At 35.6% G+C, this 17,403-nt stretch carries 16 protein-coding genes; 14 read left to right on the forward strand and 2 right to left on the reverse strand.

What is annotated here, in order from left to right; genetic code table 11:
* Positions 1-140 precede the first annotated feature (140 nt).
* From AC06G9_RS08670 to AC06G9_RS08690, 5 genes are all read left to right on the forward strand, one after another.
* Positions 141-2,129 carry a ligand-binding sensor domain-containing protein gene (locus AC06G9_RS08670; protein ID WP_480957893.1) on the forward strand — a complete coding sequence of 663 codons (1,989 nt, stop codon included), beginning with the start codon at positions 141-143 and terminating at the stop codon, positions 2,127-2,129.
* Positions 2,065-3,492, forward strand: a complete 1,428-nt coding sequence (locus AC06G9_RS08675) for an ATP-binding protein (protein ID WP_480957894.1) — start codon at positions 2,065-2,067, stop codon at positions 3,490-3,492. Before AC06G9_RS08670 ends, AC06G9_RS08675 begins: the two co-directional genes overlap by 65 nt.
* 26 nt (positions 3,493-3,518) lie before the next feature.
* Entirely contained in the window at positions 3,519-4,208 is a 690-nt protein-coding gene (locus AC06G9_RS08680) for a helix-turn-helix domain-containing protein (protein WP_480958175.1), read from the forward strand.
* 249 nt (positions 4,209-4,457) lie between these two features.
* Positions 4,458-5,333 carry a helix-turn-helix domain-containing protein gene (locus tag AC06G9_RS08685; RefSeq protein WP_346574094.1) on the forward strand — a complete coding sequence of 292 codons (876 nt, stop codon included), beginning with the start codon at positions 4,458-4,460 and terminating at the stop codon, positions 5,331-5,333.
* Positions 5,334-5,397: 64 nt separating this feature from the next.
* Entirely contained in the window at positions 5,398-6,564 is a 1,167-nt protein-coding gene (locus AC06G9_RS08690) for an iron-containing alcohol dehydrogenase (RefSeq protein WP_293924694.1), read from the forward strand.
* A 184-nt stretch (positions 6,565-6,748) separates the two neighbouring features.
* Here AC06G9_RS08690 and AC06G9_RS08695 read toward each other — a convergent pair whose 3' ends face one another.
* Positions 6,749-7,252 carry a YfbM family protein gene (locus AC06G9_RS08695; protein WP_045753427.1) on the reverse strand — a complete coding sequence of 168 codons (504 nt, stop codon included), beginning with the start codon at positions 7,250-7,252 and terminating at the stop codon, positions 6,749-6,751.
* Positions 7,253-7,548: 296 nt separating this feature from the next.
* Here AC06G9_RS08695 and AC06G9_RS08700 point away from each other — a divergent pair, with 296 nt between their 5' ends.
* From AC06G9_RS08700 to AC06G9_RS08720, 5 genes are all read left to right on the forward strand, one after another.
* The gene (locus tag AC06G9_RS08700) at positions 7,549-8,235 is read left to right on the forward strand and encodes a hypothetical protein (RefSeq protein ID WP_480957895.1); all 687 of its coding nucleotides are present in this window, start codon (positions 7,549-7,551) and stop codon (positions 8,233-8,235) included.
* Positions 8,223-8,516 (forward strand): energy transducer TonB, encoded by a 294-nt coding sequence (locus AC06G9_RS08705; RefSeq protein WP_480957896.1) that lies wholly within the window; start codon positions 8,223-8,225, stop codon positions 8,514-8,516. The genes AC06G9_RS08700 and AC06G9_RS08705 overlap by 13 nt, the downstream gene beginning before the upstream one ends.
* 113 nt (positions 8,517-8,629) lie before the next feature.
* Positions 8,630-9,205, forward strand: a complete 576-nt coding sequence (locus AC06G9_RS08710) for a Crp/Fnr family transcriptional regulator (protein WP_045753425.1) — start codon at positions 8,630-8,632, stop codon at positions 9,203-9,205.
* A gap of 64 nt (positions 9,206-9,269) precedes the next feature.
* On the forward strand, positions 9,270-10,280 hold the full coding sequence (locus AC06G9_RS08715) for an NAD-dependent epimerase/dehydratase family protein (protein ID WP_480957897.1): 1,011 nt from the start codon (positions 9,270-9,272) through the stop codon (positions 10,278-10,280).
* 167 nt (positions 10,281-10,447) lie between these two features.
* Positions 10,448-10,831 carry a hypothetical protein gene (locus AC06G9_RS08720; RefSeq protein ID WP_045753424.1) on the forward strand — a complete coding sequence of 128 codons (384 nt, stop codon included), beginning with the start codon at positions 10,448-10,450 and terminating at the stop codon, positions 10,829-10,831.
* 131 nt (positions 10,832-10,962) lie between these two features.
* Here the strand turns inward: AC06G9_RS08720 and AC06G9_RS08725 are convergent, their stop codons facing one another.
* The gene (locus AC06G9_RS08725) at positions 10,963-12,189 is read right to left on the reverse strand and encodes an ATP-binding protein (RefSeq protein WP_480957898.1); all 1,227 of its coding nucleotides are present in this window, start codon (positions 12,187-12,189) and stop codon (positions 10,963-10,965) included.
* A gap of 515 nt (positions 12,190-12,704) precedes the next feature.
* On the opposite strand from AC06G9_RS08725, the gene AC06G9_RS08730 reads away from it, so the two are divergent.
* The 4 genes from AC06G9_RS08730 (at position 12,705) to AC06G9_RS08745 (ending at position 17,368) form a co-directional block, all read left to right on the forward strand.
* Entirely contained in the window at positions 12,705-13,337 is a 633-nt protein-coding gene (locus AC06G9_RS08730) for a hypothetical protein (protein ID WP_480957899.1), read from the forward strand.
* Between the two features lie 137 nt (positions 13,338-13,474).
* Positions 13,475-13,966 (forward strand): SMI1/KNR4 family protein, encoded by a 492-nt coding sequence (locus AC06G9_RS08735; RefSeq protein ID WP_480957900.1) that lies wholly within the window; start codon positions 13,475-13,477, stop codon positions 13,964-13,966.
* 306 nt (positions 13,967-14,272) lie between these two features.
* Positions 14,273-14,728: a hypothetical protein gene (locus AC06G9_RS08740; RefSeq protein ID WP_045753420.1), complete on the forward strand. Its 456-nt coding sequence runs from the start codon at positions 14,273-14,275 to the stop codon at positions 14,726-14,728.
* 171 nt (positions 14,729-14,899) lie between these two features.
* Entirely contained in the window at positions 14,900-17,368 is a 2,469-nt protein-coding gene (locus tag AC06G9_RS08745; RefSeq protein ID WP_480957901.1) for an SEL1-like repeat protein, read from the forward strand.
* The last annotated feature ends 35 nt before the right edge of the window (positions 17,369-17,403 follow it).

The raw sequence follows: 17,403 nt of genomic DNA on the forward strand, positions 1-17,403 counted from the left end.
GTTCAAATGATGAGTAAGTATGTTAAAATTGTACTTAAATGATCAAATAATCTATTTTTTTTTGATAGTTTAGGAGTATGGTGATATTTATAAAAAGTGTTGCTGTAAACCTTTAACCAGTTAACTTATTAAACATAAATATGTTGAATTTATTCAAGTGCAAATTTTTAATAATCATTACATTTATTTTTTGCACTGTTTCTAATGCGCAAGAGTTACCTCATTCATTTGAACATTATACAATAAAAGACGGCTTATCTTCTAATACCGTGTTTAGTACCTATAGAGATAGTTATGGTTTTTTATGGATTGGAACAGAAGATGGGTTAAATCGATTTGATGGTTATACGTTTAAAGTTTATCGTTATAACGCAGATGTTGAAGCTGGTTTAAAATCCAATCACATCACTGCACTATGTGAAGATGAGATGGGAAGGGTTTGGATAGGTACTAATGGCGGAAGCTTAAGCTACTATGATCGTAAATTGGACAAAATAGTAAGTTATGATCGAAATGCTAAAGGTGACTGGTTAAGTACGGCAATAACAGCAATTCATACGGATGTCGCAGGTAATATCTGGGTGACCTCATATGGTGGGCTCTTTATCATTAATGTTAAAGATATTCATAAACCACTAGGTGCTCCGTATGGAGCTATCGAAAAGAAGTTTACAAAGTTGACATCCCGCTATGTTTTTAGGGACAGTCAGGGACGGATGTGGGTAGCGGCTGAAAATAAAATCTATCAGTTTAGCGCTAATCTGAAAGATAGTAAAAGTTATGCTGTGCAACACCTCCTCGCATCTCATGGTCAACTACTGGAATTGACTTGTATTGAGGAGGATGAGCATAAGCGTATTTGGGTTTCTTCTCTGGAAGGCATTGTGTATAAAGGTAATCATGAAGATCAATTTTCTGTATTTCAGCCAACATTAGGTGCTAAATTAGGCAGTAAGCGCATTTATAGTATTGCCAAAGATTTAAAAGGGGGACTGTGGATCGGAACTGATAATGGTTTAGGCGTATTAAATACCACCAATTTTGAACTTAAATTTTTTAATCGAGATGTTAGAAATGCCAGAAGTATCAGTCATAAATCGATTCGTTCTATATATCTAGACAAGTTTGGAATATATTGGGTCGGAACGGTGCAGGGGGGGCTGAATAAGTTTGATGTCAACTTGAACCAATTTAACTTGAAGACAATAGACAGCTATGGTAATGAAAATAAGGAGATTAATATGATCACTTCATTTCTGCCGTATAAAAACAATGTTGTGGTGGGCACAGATGGAGGTGGATTGTATATGTACGACCGTACTTCTGATCGATTATCCGCTATTCCAACTGGAGATAAAGAATTGACAGTATTAGCGTTAAAAAGTGGTGATCATGCTAGCGAAATATGGTTGGGAACTTTTGGTAAGGGCGTGATTAAGTTTGATCTAGAAACGAAATCCCGTACACAATATTTGACAGGACCTGGTGATAATCAATTGAATAATAGCGAAGTTTTTAGTTTGGAGAAAGATATCTACGGGGATATATGGGTCGGGACCAATGGCGGCGGAATAAATGTGATACAGTCTAAAGATGGTCTTGTCAAAAAATTCCGTCGTTCTGATAATCCGACAGCAGATGAGATCAGTCCCTCGGCAGATTTTATTCGCGCTTTGAGAAGAGACCATGAGGGACAGATGTGGGTAGGCACGTATGGTGCTGGGATTTGTGTTTATAATCCATATACCCGTAAAACATCGTATTATAATAAAGGTACTAACGCTTTGCCTAATAATTATGTCTTATCGATCTATACGGATCGCTCTGGAAATGTGTATGCAGGCACCAATGGGAATGGAGTAGGGCTGTTGCAAAAAGGTGATCAGCAATTTAAAACGCTATCTGAACGTGATGGCTTGATCAATGATGTCGTACAGAGTATCGTCGAGGATCAGGCTGGGAAAATATGGTTTAGTACAAATAAAGGACTGAGCTGTTATGATCCAATGCAAAAAATATTTAAAAATTATGCTTATTCGGTCGGGCTGCAAAGAGGGGGCTTTCATGTTGGGGGCGGGACTAACGCTATCGGATGGGGAGGTATATTTTGGTGGTCAGGAAGGATTTAATCATTTTTATCCCAATAATCTGAAAGTTAATAATAACCGATCTAAACCTGTATTAACAGAATTAAAGATTGACAATAAAGTAATAAGTCCTGCTCAAGGTGGTGTTATATCTGAATCATTATTAACTGCTCAAAAGATCTCCCTAAAGTATAAGCAAAACTTTTCGATCGCATTTGCTGCATTAAACATGACGGTATCTGAGGACAATCAATATGAGTATCGATTGTTGGGGTTTGATAAAAACTGGATAAAAGCGGGTAAGGAACATATTGCTTATTACACCAATTTAGATCCTGGAACCTATACTTTTGAAGTAAGGGCGAGCAATAATGATGGGATCTGGGATGAAGAAATTAAGTCTATTGTAGTTTATGTTGCGCCGCCGATCTGGTTAAAAGGTTATGCCTTTGTGTTTTATGCTATCGTGATTTTAGTAGGATTATATTGGTTGAGAAGTAGAGGCGTGCGTCAACTCAAACAAAAGTTTGCGTTAGAGCAGGAACGTCGAAATGCAGACAATCTCCATCAGCTGGATCAGATGAAAATTAAATTTTTGACAAATTTGAGTCATGAATTTCGTACTCCGATTTCGTTAATTACGGGGCCAATTGATATTTTATTGCTTAAGGAAAAAGATAAGGAAACTTCTCAGCAGATCGCGCTTATAAAACGTAATGCTCATCGCTTGCTCAATCTGGTCAACCAGTTGCTCGATTTTAGAAAAATGGAGGAAAATGAATTGAAGCTCCATAATACGAAAGGGGATTTGGTGGCATTTGTCAAAGATATGTATGATTCTTTTAGTGACATGGCCATTCAAAAGGAAGTCAACTATCGTTTTATGACCTGTGAAGACCATATATTAACTTCTTTCGATCATAATAAAATAGAGCGTATTATATTTAATTTATTGTCGAATGCTTTTAAATTTACTGAAAAAGGAGGGAATATTTCTGTCCATATCCAGTCCGTTGAAGTACAAGAAGCAGGCAATATGATCAAAGTAAAAATAATGGTTAAGGATGATGGCGTCGGAATTCCAAAGGAGTCTCATCAAGCTATTTTTGATAGTTTTTATCAACACGATACGCAAGCTAATATTTTGAATCAAGGATCTGGTATCGGTTTGTCAATTGCAGATTCATTTGTTAAGATGTATGGCGGCAAGATGTATGTGGAGAGTGAGCCCGGATTTGGGAGTTCCTTTTCTTTTGATCTTCTTTTGGAAAAAATGGAGATTGTGCATGATGAGATTTCGGAGTCTGATACCCAGAGAGAGCAAGATCTTGCTGATCCGCACATTCGTCTTCGTCCAGTGGTGTTGATCGTAGAGGATGATGACGATTTTCGAGGTTTTTTCTAAAAAGCCGACTGGATTCTTTATATCAAATTTTCGAAGCTTCAAATGGGCAAGAAGGATGGCAGAAAGCCCTCTTTCATCATCCCGATCTGATCATTTCGGATGTACAGATGCCCATCATGAATGGTATGGAATTGACTCAGAAATTAGTTCGGGATAAACGGACTAAACATATTCCAATTATATTGTTGACAGCTTCCAGAGTAGAAAATGGATTGGTCTGCGGTCTAGAGTCAGGCGCAGTAGATTATATTTCAAAACCCTTTGACACGGCAGTATTATTGGCAAAAGTTAATAGTCTATTGCTCCTAAATCAAGCTTTTAAAGATGCATATAGCAAACAGTTATCATTTGTGTCCCCTGAAGTGGAAGTCCTTTCTGAGAAAGAAAGGTTTTTACAGAGCGTATTTGAATATGTTCATGAAAACTTGGATAACCCGCAACTGTCTGTTGAGCTATTGAGCAATCACTTATCTATAAGCAGAACATCCCTGTACAATAGGTTGCTTGAATTTTCAGGAATGAGTCCCGTTGATTTTATACGTTCCGTAAGATTAGAGCGCGCTGCTACTTTATTAGAAAAAAGCAGCAATTCCATATCTGAGATTGCTTATGAAACGGGTTTTTCAAATCCTAATTATTTTACCAAAGTATTTAAGGCAAAGTATAAAATGACTCCTTCTGAATATATTCAAGCACAAAAGAGTAATGTGATATAATGCTTTATATACCTTACTACGGGAGGTTTAGTCCTGTTGATTAATTATGATTCGGGTCTTTTTTAGATAAATTTTGCGCATGTTTAAGCTGGATTTGACTTCATTTTTTCTTGTGGTCAAATCAATAGGAGATTCTGTTTTTAACAGCTTTATAAATGATTTGAACTGTTTTTTAATAATTTTTACGTTTAAGTGTTATTTGTTTTTTTAGATTTACCTCCCAATTTATGGGCCATATAGGAGGGAATTTTGAAGACATTAAAAATAAAAGATAATCAACAAAAAAAGGAAGATCAAGATTTGTCATTTAGAGTTTTTGATTTGACTTCCGAAAATTTGAACGCATATACAGTTCCTCATAAAAAAGATCATTTTTGCCTATTCGTGATTGAAGAAGGGACTATGCAAGTGAGTATAGAAGATAAAATACATAAACTTAAAGCGGGGAAAATCGCGGTTATTTTTCCCGAACAGGTTAGCCTGGTCTCTAGTATAAGTGTTGATTTAAAGGGTAAAATCATTCTTTTTGAGGAAATATTATTTTGTTCTGATATTCTGAAAAATGAATTGAGCACTTATAATGTTCACCTTTCGACTCAGTTGAACTGTATCATTCTGTCTGCAATCGATTTTCAGCATAGTATAGGGATGATCAATAGCATTCAAGATATTTATCAGTATCCAAGTCTAGTTAAAAAAGAACAAGCTAGATTTTACATCAAAATTCTGCTACTTGGATTGATCGAGTCTGTACATGGTCTTCATCCTGTATTATATCAAGAAACGGTAGATAAGCCTATTTATATCAAGTATAAAAAGCTTTTGAATATACATTACAAGCAGCATCGGGCCGTTCAGTATTATGCAGAGCAATTGATGGTCAGCAGTAAAAAGCTAAATTCAATCACCAAACGCCATTGTGGAAAAACAGCAATAGAAACCATTCATCATCGTATTTTAATGGAAATTAAACGGCAGTTGACGTTTTCTGATTTATCACATAAAGAGATTGCTTTTGATCTGGGTTTCAATTCGCCTTCAGCATTAAACAAATTTGTGCGCTCCAAATTGAAAGAAACACCTACTCAACTTCAGCAGGAACTGTCGCAAATGTATAACGGATAGTCCCATTTGTATAACAGTAATACCTCCTTCTCCCGTACTTTTGTTGAGTACAAAAAACAGAAAAATGAGTAAATTATTTATTGCAGGAGAGGTGTTCCATGGCGCTGGAAGTCTTGAAGAATTGAAAAATATCCAAGGTAAGAAGGCTGTAATTGTAACTGGAGGAGGTTCTATGAAAAAAAGTGGAACCTTGGATAGAGCAATTTCATTTCTTAGCGAAGCAGGAATAGAAGTTCGTGTATTTGAAGGAGTAGAAGAAGATCCCTCTTCTACAACTTGTCTAAAAGGAGCAGAACAGATTAAAACGTTTGAACCAGATTGGATTATCGGATTAGGGGGATGTTCGGCTATCGATGCTGCAAAGATCATGTGGGTTTTCTATGAATATCCAGATCTAGATTTTGATACTATAATCAAACCTTTTACTGTTCCTGTATTACGTCAAAAAGCCAAATTTATAGCGATTCCTTCTACAAGTGGCACTGGAACTGAAACAACTGGACTGGCTGTGATTACTGATCGTGAAAAGGGGGTTAAATATCCGGTGGTTTCATATGAACTCACGCCTGACATTGCCATTGTTGATGGAGAAATTTGTGCCTCTATGCCTGCCCATGTGACATCCAATACTGGTCTTGATGTATTGACACATTGTGTGGAAGCATATGTATCCAATATCGAAAACAATTATGCTGATGCATTATCCAAAGGTGGTTTAGCACTGGTTTTCGATAATCTCAAAGAAGTGGTCGACTATCCTGACAACATTAAAGCTCGTCAAAATATGCACGATGCTTCATTCATGGCAGGTCTGGCTTTTAATAATGCTTGGTTAGGAATTGTCCACTCTTTATCTCATCAAGTTGGGGCGTTATATGGTATTCCACATGGAGCGTCAAACGCGATTTTTCTACCCAATGTGATTCGTTACAATGCACAGGAAACAGCACGTTATCCCGAATTAGCAAAGGTAATCGGTCAAGAAACAGCCGAAGATCTGGCACAGGCTATTGAAGTTTTACGTTCAGAAGTAAATAACAAATCTTCGATCAAAGATTTTGGAATAACGCAAGAGGTCTGGGATAAAAATCTGGACTTTATTGCAAATAATGCGCTTTTAGATCCGTGTACAGGTTTCAATCCTCGAGTACCTTCACTTGAAGATTTAAAAGCAATTTATAATGCCTGCTATGAAGGCGTTGTGTTTTCTGAAGACGTAGTCTCTTTATAATTTTTCAAATCGAAAGTATACAGGAGTGAGTTTAGCTGATGCTCAAGATGCAATTTGTTAAACGCCTATAAAGAAAACTAGGAGTCAATTGACTCCTAGTTTTCTTTATATTATGTTGAGCTATGATCCACTTAAAAAGGAACAACTTTAATAGAAGTCTAGCGCTGTCCTTAATGTTAATGTATTAACATAAAAAGGAGATGACTGCTTGATTTTCTTGCGTTGCTACTTGTAAAAATGCTTTCAATTTTCTGAATTCCTCTATCAAATAATTTAATGCTTCAGGATCTTCCCAAAATTCAGGGTAGACACCTTCCTCGTTCATTTTGTTCGCGTCAAACCTATCTGATAATGACTGTTCTGCGATCACTTTGACCGCATCAAATAATTCTTGAGTTTGCGTAGCAGTGAGATATGTTGCTGGACCATATCCCATATCCTGTTCCAAGTCCAGAATATTTGGTCCGTATATCAGCCACTTTAAAGGTGGGGTAACTGCTTTATGATTGGTTAAAGGTTCACCTGTTATCACATAAAACAAACCATCCCAACTTTTCCCTATATCTAGAAGATTGTTCTTTTCAGAATGCGGTGTAGAGAAAAGATCGTCTTGAAGAAGTTGGCTATTTTCAACATAACGATCTAAAGTATCCTGGTCTATGCGTACGTATTGTTGTATTATTCCCATAAATTGAATTTAGGGAAAAATTTAATTTTATGCAATTTAAGTGAAAGTATTATCATTCTTTATCCGACGATATCTCATTCCTGAGATACTATTTGAATATGTGATAATATATTTAAACAGCTGCTTTAAAAATTGCGTGTGAATGAGTAGTCATAAGATCCGTATTTCACCTTTTGCAAAACGTCCTAAAAGGCGGAGTGTCCATGTCGGCAGAATAATTGTTTTCTTTTTCTGTAATATTAATATGATGAATTTATGATCTATAATAGCTATTTTTGAAGCCACAGCCAATATTTATGAAATATATTACCGTATTGTTTTTAATTTTAATCGCATCTTATTCAAATTTCTGCTACCCTAAAAAAGGAGCGCAGTTCATTCGACATGAACATGATCTGGATACCTCATATACTTACTTTAACAGTAAGGGAGAAATTATAGATTCTAAGATCGGATCATATTCTTATCAACAGATAATTCCATACGGAAGTGATTCATTAGATTTATATAATATTGTTCATTATTATACCGAAACAGATTCTTTAAAATCAAATGGCTATAGCTATAACTTTAATCATCCGTTTGAATTTGGTGTGAAATATACGGGCGAATTTGTGTCTTATTTTCCTAATGGGAACTTAGAAAGTTTGCAACGTTTTGATGAATATTCGGAACCTATTGATTCCTCTTACTATTATTATCCAAATGGTAAATTAAAAATGATCGTTGTCCATCAGGAAATTGGAAAAAAAATGTTTTCTGGAACGACAGACACCCATCCTTTTTATTTATTGTATCTCGATTCTATTGGTAATTATCTGGTAAAGAGAGGGAATGGATTTTTAAGAATTTCGGGTCCAGGAGATTCTTATATAGAAGGTGAATTGAAGAATTATATCATGATGATTTATTGTTTCAGGGAAAGAGGTTTAAAAAAAATGGAGATATTGTGTTATACTTTCAAGAAAATATGGAAAGTATAACAACATATCCTAAGGGTTTGCAGGTATTTATGAGGGGGCTCTATGAAAATCTGAACATTTCTTACGATCTTATAAAGGGTATATCGAGTGAATCTATTTCGGTGACGTTTATGGTTGATCGGGATGGAAGAACGAGAAATTTTAGGATTGCTGAACAAGTTCCTCTAAAATTCAGAGAGCAGCTTGTCAGTGCGATACAAAAAATGGGAAATTGGATTCCAGCTAAATTACAAGGAATGGAAGTAAATGTTAATTATACAATACCCATTCGCATCAAGTAAAGATATGGATTGATGGTTAGAGCACAGAATTTATTATTGTTCGGAATAATGGGTAATCCGTGGAAAAATTAATATCCTTGCAGGTATAACAATAGACTATTGACAATGAAAATATGCACGAACAACTTATCGAACTGATTACACAGCATGTTGCGCTTTCTGCCCAGCAACAGGAGCTGTGCAGGAGGTTTATGGAACCGGTTTTTTATCCTAAAAACAGTATCATCGAAGAAGAAGGGAAGGTTCCTGCTTATCTCTATTATGTAGTGTCAGGCTTTTTGCGTTTGTTCCACTATAATGATAAGGGTGATGAAGTGACGACACATATCAACTGTCCTCCAGGATTTATTACCTCCTATGCCCATTTTAACAATGGCTCCCGTTCTGAAGAAAATCTTGAATGTATTACTGAATGTGAACTTTTGCGTATAACCAAGGTAGATCTTGATCTATTAATAAAAGAAATACCATCGTTTAAAGATTTCAGCATCTATGTGTTTCAGCAATCTCTTTCTTATAATGAAAAACGTTCCAAAGAGTTGGCTACACTCACCGCTGAACAAAGGTATTTGAGATTGATGGATGTGCAGCCAGAGTTGTTGCAAAACGTTCCGATGCAATATATCGCTTCTTTTCTAGGTATGAATCCTAAAAGTTTGAGCCGGATCCGCAAACAGATCATTAGGTAACATTTGTGAAGTGGTTTGACATGTATAAGGCTGAACTTTGACCTATCATTTAAAATCAACGAACATGACAACTAAAAAATTGGTATTGGTATCCGGAGCTAACGGGCATTTGGGCAATAACTTAGTACGATTATTAATAAAAAAGGGTTTTGTAGTACGGGCATCTGTACGTAATATGAAAAACAGATCGTATTTCAAGGATCTGAACTGTGAGGTCGTTCAGGCAGATATCACCGATAAGGAATCTTTTAAGAGGGCGCTGCAAGGTGTGGATACGTTCTATGCGGTAGGGGCGGCTTTCAAATTATGGGCTAAAGATCCACAAAAGGAAATTTACGATGTGAATATGCTGGGAACTCGCCATACTATAGAAGCTGCAGCAGAAGCTGGAGTCAAAAAAATTGTATACGTAAGTTCTATAGCAGCATTAGACTATAGCCATCTACCAACAAAAGAAAGCAACGGTTATAATCCTGATCGGCGGGATACCTATTATAATTCCAAAAATGATGGTGAAAAATTAGCTTTTGAACTGGCAAAGGAATTGGGTATAGCATTGGTTTCGGTGATGCCAGGGGCGATGATTGGTAGCGAGGCCATTCAACCGCTCAATGTTTCCTATCGTATTTTAAGATTGATTTTAGCAAAACAGATTCCTGTAGACACCCGTATCGCACTCAATTGGGTAGATGTTAAAGATGTGGCAGAAGGTTGCTATCTAGCTGCAGAAAAAGGAAGATCGGGAGAGCGTTATATCCTTGCCAATGAAAGGTGTATGAGCATAACTGATACAACCAAACTGGCGCACAAACTTTATCCTGAACTTAAACTTCATATTCCAGCAACTGTCCCTAAATTTTTGCTTTATAGTATTGCTGGATTGATGCAGTTTTCGGCAAAATTGCGGGGCACAGCCCCCATTATCACGACCAAAGATATCGCTATGTTCTCTGGTCTTCAACAGGACTTTGATATTTCCAAGGCAAGAAACGAATTAGGTTTCAATCCGAAAAGTAGTGAACAAGCAGTCAAAGAGGCTTTAGCTTACCTGATGGAACATCAGGATCTGCTGTAACTCTCTGATATGGAATATGCTCAGTTTAGATGGAAAACAGTAAGACGTTGTCCAGCTCACATCATATTTGTCTATATAAGCGTTTGTCTTTTTCAATTTAAAATAATTTATTGCATCAAAGGCATAGTATTTGTTGTCGAATTCTTTAAATCTGAAAATTATTATATATGAAAAAGACTCTTTTACTTTTTTTATTGCTTTTTACTGCTTTCCTTTCAAAAGCAGATCAACTTCAAGCTTTAACACAGAAGCAAGCCGAGAAAGCTGTTACTTATCTTAAAAAAGAACCTATAGTTATTTTATGGTGTAGCTGTTGCGATAATGAAATGCCAAAAAAAGTTACTGTTAATGAAGTGTTTTACAAAAAAGATAGTGATGGGAAGTATTACTCTGTGATATTAAAAGGCAGAGACGAAAGCGGGCAGGAAGTTGAAGAATATTTGGATTTGGCGTATGTCTTTGTGAAAAAAGGTCCGAAAGCAAAAAGTTTAGGTAAAGTGTTAAAATTTGAATGTGACCCTTGTACACAACCCTTCAACTGGTCTAGGTAAGGATCATCACTCTGTTGATGTTTTAGTATTATAAAAGGATAGCCTGTGGCAGCTGAAAATATCAAGTAATCTGCAACCCTATCACATCTTCTGAGGTGGACGATAAATGATCATCTACCTTAGAAGATGTTTTATTTTTCAAGTAATTTTCTGATCGTCTCTCTTTCCTTATCTGATATTGCTATGGCATTTTCAAATAGTGGCAATATATCCTGTTTACGCTCTGTTTGTAGGATCAGGTCAAGAAGTCCGAGGTATGTGCGTATCAGATCTGCTTTAATACCTACAAAAGCTCGAGGATCGGCAATATATAGTTCCTGTATGAGGGCCAATAAAACCTTTTTCCGCTTTATATCTACATCTGAATCATTGTAATGGGGTAGGAGGTTTTTCTTTTGCAGCTCATCTAATTTTACCGTTACGGCTTGTTCACGGATATACTTTTTCTGTTTGCGATCTAAAAAATCGCGTAATTCGGCCAATAGCTTACGGTATACCACCTGCTGTTCCTTTTCACTGAAAAGATTGCTTTCTGAAGATAAAGCGATATCATCTTGTTCGAAATGATCGAAAAAAGCCGAGTCAATATATACCGAGTGGTGAAAGTCTATTGCATTATTATTAAAGCTACTCAGTAGTTTGGCGACTTCGGTTTTGCTGCTGTTTAAGAAATAGTAATAGTATCGGTCTCCGATCTGTTGTTTCCAGCGGATATAATTGACCTGAAAACGATAGGAATTCTCTTGAATACTGTAAAGGGTAAACGTGGTACTATCCGTTTCTTGGATCAAGTTGTCATAATTGAGCAGCTCTCCATTTAAGAGGATGCGGTAGCCCCAATCGCGATTGAGATGTAGATACCATCCAAATTCCTGCGCTAGGAAATCTGTGAACTCTCCTGAGTCGAGTGTTGCAGCTGTCAAACCAAATATGCCCTCAAATGTTACGGTTGTACCTGTCCCTTTGTTCTGGGCAGATGATTTGATATCGCTGATATCGTATTGTTCTTTCGTATCACGATCTATGCGTATGCGGTAAGAAATCAGTTTATCATCTACTTTTATAGTAGTTTGCCACGTTGCGCGGTTGGCAAAAAGAGAAAAAGAAAAGCGACCCTTACCTTTTTTTCCTCGTGTATAGGAACTTCGTTTTAACTTGTTTTTTTTCAGAGAATCTAGGAAATTACCGAATGAATACTCCAATGTTTCCTGTTGTATTCCTTCTCCATTATCACGGATGCTGATACTCGTTATAAATCCGAGTTCGTTATTTGCTATATCAATGGAAATAGTTGTGGCTTTAGCGTCAAATCCATTCCAGATATATTCTGCTATAACATGCTTAGCGTCTTTTGGCAAACCTGCCGATTATATACTTGCGTTTGTAATCTTGGTCTTATTCTTCATATTGAGGGGCATCTGATTAAAAGTACAACAATAAAGGAGGAAATCAAAACTTTTAAACTAACAATTTTAGTATTGTTGTTGGTTTTTAAATCTTTATTTTTAATGGTGTTAAATAAATCATTTTTGATGGATTTTGCTGTGTCTGTATCTACTAAAATCTATGATCAATTATTGTAAAATAAAAGTTATTGATCACTGCACCTACTCAAAAGTCAATTGAAAACAAATTTATCGCCCAAAAATATAGCTGATAACTGGGATAGTATTGATCTTAGATTTTCATTAATATTGATCCATAAGATGAATAAAATTTTAAGCATAATAACAAATAGCCTATACATCCCATCATTCGGATGGATTAGTCTATGCTAATATTCATTCGGAATACACTATTTATTACTATATTTATAGGTATTTGGGCAGAATATACAAAGTGAATTACATCATTAATTCAAAATACGATAACTATGATTTTCAGAATTCTATTACCCGTTGTTTCTAGTATTTTCAGTTTATCATCTTTTGCACAGATTCAAACCGCAGCATATTTTTCTTCAGATCGAAAGTTTGATGAAATTATTGAAGATCTTGGGAATCCATTGCCAGGAAATCCATTGATGATTGTCCGATCATTTGTTCCCAACTACGGAAGTTATGTCTGGTTTTTGAACGAAAGCAAAGCGACGCAACCTGCTTATCTTGACGATCATCCCAAGGATCTACACGCGGGTATTTTTCTGGAAGATCATGGTGGATTAATTCCAAAAATAACTTTTAAAGACTTTGCAAAAGGACTGGCACAACCAAAATTTCTGATCAACTACTGTGAAGTTGGCGATGCAAATAAGGATGGGTTTCCTGAGTTCTACCTTACTTATTTTGAAGAATCAGATGGATTAGATGCTAAGCCACTGAAAGTGATTGTTTATACCAATAGGAGTGGTAAAACATTTTCAAAATCAAAAATTACGTGTTGGATTCCGTTTCAGGAAGAAGATCAATATCGGGAAGTAAAAGATGCAAATTTCAATCTATTGCCAAAACAGATCAGACTGAAGGCCGAAAAATTATTGCAAGATGCCAAAAATCAGATGAACTAAAAGACATATGAAACGACCCGATAATTGGTTAAGCTGGATAAAAACATTTCGGAATAAATTTGATTTAACAATCTAAAGCTTATCACTCAACAAACTTTTAATTTCTTTGCAAAAACTAAATATCTGAAAATAAAACTATGAACTTATTGAGTCAACATCTACAGTTTATTACTAAGAAATCGGATCATGAAACTTTAAATAAAAGATTTCAGACACGATATTCGTACCTGCCGGATGATTATCTAGCTTTTTTAAAAACATACTCCCTGCTCACGAATCAATCGGATACAACATGGTTTAACAGTATTGCAGATTTTAATGAGACAAACGATGAAAATGATTTTAAATGGAATGAATTTGAAATTCAATCCTTAGATGCCTTTGATGGAGATGTTGAAATTCAACAAGAGGTGAAAAATTTCTGGAATAAACATATACCAATTATTCTATCTCTTAAAAAAGGTTATAGCTATTTTGCGATCAATGTTTCAGAAGAAAATTTTGGAAAAATCTATTATGGTGATGAACCTGAATTTGAAGAAGCAGTACTTGTATCGAACAGTTTTACTTCTTTCATTGAAGCGATACAAAATAAATCATTGAAGAAAGAATATCTTGATTTGTTCTAGGGATAAAAAATAGACAATAAAATTTATCCATGTATACAGCTTAATTGATAAATATTGGCCTGAATGCTATTAACGATTTTGATGGAAGGCTTTTGTTGCAGAATATTATGTTATAAATATGAGTAAAATAAACCTTCGTAAAGTAGAGGTTATAAAATAATCGTTGATCAGATTGTGGTTTTAGTCTATAAAATAAAAAGTATTTGGTACGAAACGTGCTTTAAATGTTACGTACACGTAGAGAGACAATCTACTGCAGCGTCAAGATATTTAAAAAGAGTTTGAACATTTAGAAATTAAGTAACTATGAAAAGAACTTTAGTATTTACTTTTTTTAGCTTTTTACTGTTAATATATATGTTCAGTTGTGCAGAGTCTCAAAGAAAGAGAAATAAGTTTCCGAATAACATTAAAGGCACCAGTTGGATTATTAAAGAAGGCGGGCTTATCCATATAGATGGTGAAAAAAGTTATCATTTATCAAAAAAAATAGATACGGCACTACTTTTCAATTTTTACGCGATAGACTTTATCGATGATGACAGATTCAAAAGTTATGATAGTTGGGAATGTGGCAATGATTGTTTTACCGCAATAGTTGGCAGGTACTATTTTACAGGAATTGATCAAATCGAAATGGAAGTTGATCGTATTACTCATTCTGGAACCTGCGAAGTTCCTGTACAGGTTTTCAAACCATCAAAAGTCATGTCATTTGAAATGGTGAAAACAGGAGATCAACTACAGCTCATTAGAAAATAGCATTTCTAATACTGGTACTTAAATGTTCATGCTGTGACTGCCAGTCGTTGCATTATGATGTCTAGAAAAGTCGTTTTAGTGTAGCTACTGATGGATATAGCTCCTAGAACTGTCAACAAAATCACGGTAAATAGGGATTTTATAATCTATATAATGGCGTAAATTGAATACATGGCACATCGAATATATTTATACAATTACGATCAAAAAACGAATCAAACGTTTGATACTTATCTTGGTGAGTGGAATTACGAAATTCCATTGTTACTCTATCCACTATTGGCCGAAGATGTCAAAGTGCTGGGGGTTGAGCTGATTGCAAACAAAGAACAAGGTATTGTGCAGCTACGTTACTTTTTTAACTTGCTGGCAGACTCTTATCAGTTGCATTATAAAAAAAAATACTACGAATCCGTCAACCTTATTTTCGAATTTTTGGAAGCTTTACCTTATGATTCTTTTGTCTTAAATGCGACAGATGTTTTTAATATGAACGAAGAAAAGCATGAGGTCCAAGTAAAAGAGTGGTTGCTGGATATACAACATAAAGGTAAATTATACAAAAAGGCTGTAAAGACTCAAAAACTTTCTGTGTTAGACAGTTTATTTTCACAAAGAGGTTACGCCTCATTTCTCGATATTTTACAAACCGATTGGATCAATTACGGATTGGGTTATTTTGAGGAGGTGGCTCTTCAGAAAGCTGTCTCTTTTATTTTTGAAGAATCAGGTAAGTTTGGCTTGCGCGATGCAAAGGGTGTTATTTTGGCTCCAGCGGTGTATGATGAGATTTTTGAATCAGATCTTATCTATCAGATAGCGCTGGTTAAAAAAGAGGGTTTGTACGGTTACTTGCAGCGAGATGGGAAAGAATTAGTTCCTCCAATTTATGAGAAGGCCCTTGATGTGTTCGATTTTGCACGTGAACCTTTAGGTGAAGTAAAAGTGAATGGGAACTGGGGGATTTTAAAAGTGTATTCTAATACTTGGTTAGTTCCTCCTGATTATGATGCTATCGAAAGCGTGGCTTATGGATTTTTAGGTGTAGAGGCGACTGGAAGATTTGGAGTTTATAACGATGAAAATGGGCTTATTCTTCCTGTTGAGAGCGCAAGACCGTATGTATATGACTATGATAAAGATCTTTTTTTTACGGAACAAAAGGAAAATCATAAACGAAAATATTATACAAAAGAAGGGTATTATCTGGGTGATTTTCTAGAGGCAGAGATCATCCGGGCAGCTAATTGCTTCTGGGTCAAACCGAATAAAGGAAACAAGAAAGGTAGATTGATCGATGATAAGGGCAATCTTATACTAACGGATGCAGATCAACTTATTTTCTTTGACAATTTTGATGTATTAGCTATTCGTAAAGAAAAAAGCTGGAAATTCTATCATGCTGCAAAACATCAGTTTTTACTTGAAAATGATTGTATCACTCAGGTTAAAACAGAAACTAATAGCGGAACTAAAAAGAACGTTTTTATACTTCAATCTAAGACGGGATTGGGGCTTTTTGATGCCGATATTGACATTTGGTTGATTTCGCCTCAAGCAGCGATTACTCAGATTCATTATTTGCAAAATGGCTTTTTAGCTATTCAAAAAAAAGACTTCTATCAACTTTTTGATTTCGAAAACGGTCTGTCAGTCGAGCTATATGACTATATTTCTAATCCTTTGAATTATAGAACGGACGAAGGTTTGTTATTTCTATATCAAGGAACGAACTTGTTTCGGGTGCAGGAAGATAAAAGCATCCATCAAGTTGAAGCTCAGGAATATGGTAACATCTACGTGAATCGCTTTTCGTTTAGGGGAAAAGATTTAGAATACTTTATTTTCTTTTATAATCGTTGGAATGCGCAAACAGGATATAATGGTGAGCAATTGATGGATGTTGAAACTATTAAAAATATGGCTTTCGCGGCAAAAGAGGATCAAAATTACCACGAGGCACTTCGTCTATTTGAAATATCTGCTCAGAAAAATGATGTAGACAGTTGGACAGAAATAGGGTTATTGCTCACCGATCCTGAAATTGAGTCTTTGTTTGATCCGCAAAGAGGTATCAGCTATTATGAAAAAGCAGCGCAACAAAACCATCCTATAGCATGGAATAATATTGGGGCACTATATCAAAATGGGATCGGTTACGATTTTAACATAAAGAAAGCAATTCAAGCCTACGAAAGAGCGGCAAAGCTAGGAGATGGAATGGCACTTAGCAATTTGGGTGATTTGTACTACTTTGGGGTACATGTCAAGCAGCATTATGGTAAGTCTTTGAACTTCTATCAGCAAGCAGAAAAAAAATACTATTATAATTACGATAAAATTTCAGAAATCTATTATCGATTAAGAGATTATCAAAATCTGTTGATTTACCTCAAGAAAGATTATGATCGTTCTTATTCGGGTATCTATTATGGTATCCTATACGAAAATAGTATGGGAGTAAAAGCAGATTTGAAGAAAGCTATCAAGTATTATGAACAAGCCAACGCATACAGTGCTTACGAATATGCCACACAACGTTTGCTGTATTACTATGGGGATGACCCAACTTTTAAAAACGAACATAAATTCCAAAAATGGAAATCATTCGCTGAAGAACAGGGCTTTGAAATCGCTTAATACATCTGGCATGCTATTAATATCTTACAGAAATG

The sequence above is a fragment of the Sphingobacterium sp. MAE genome (assembly GCF_056711605.1).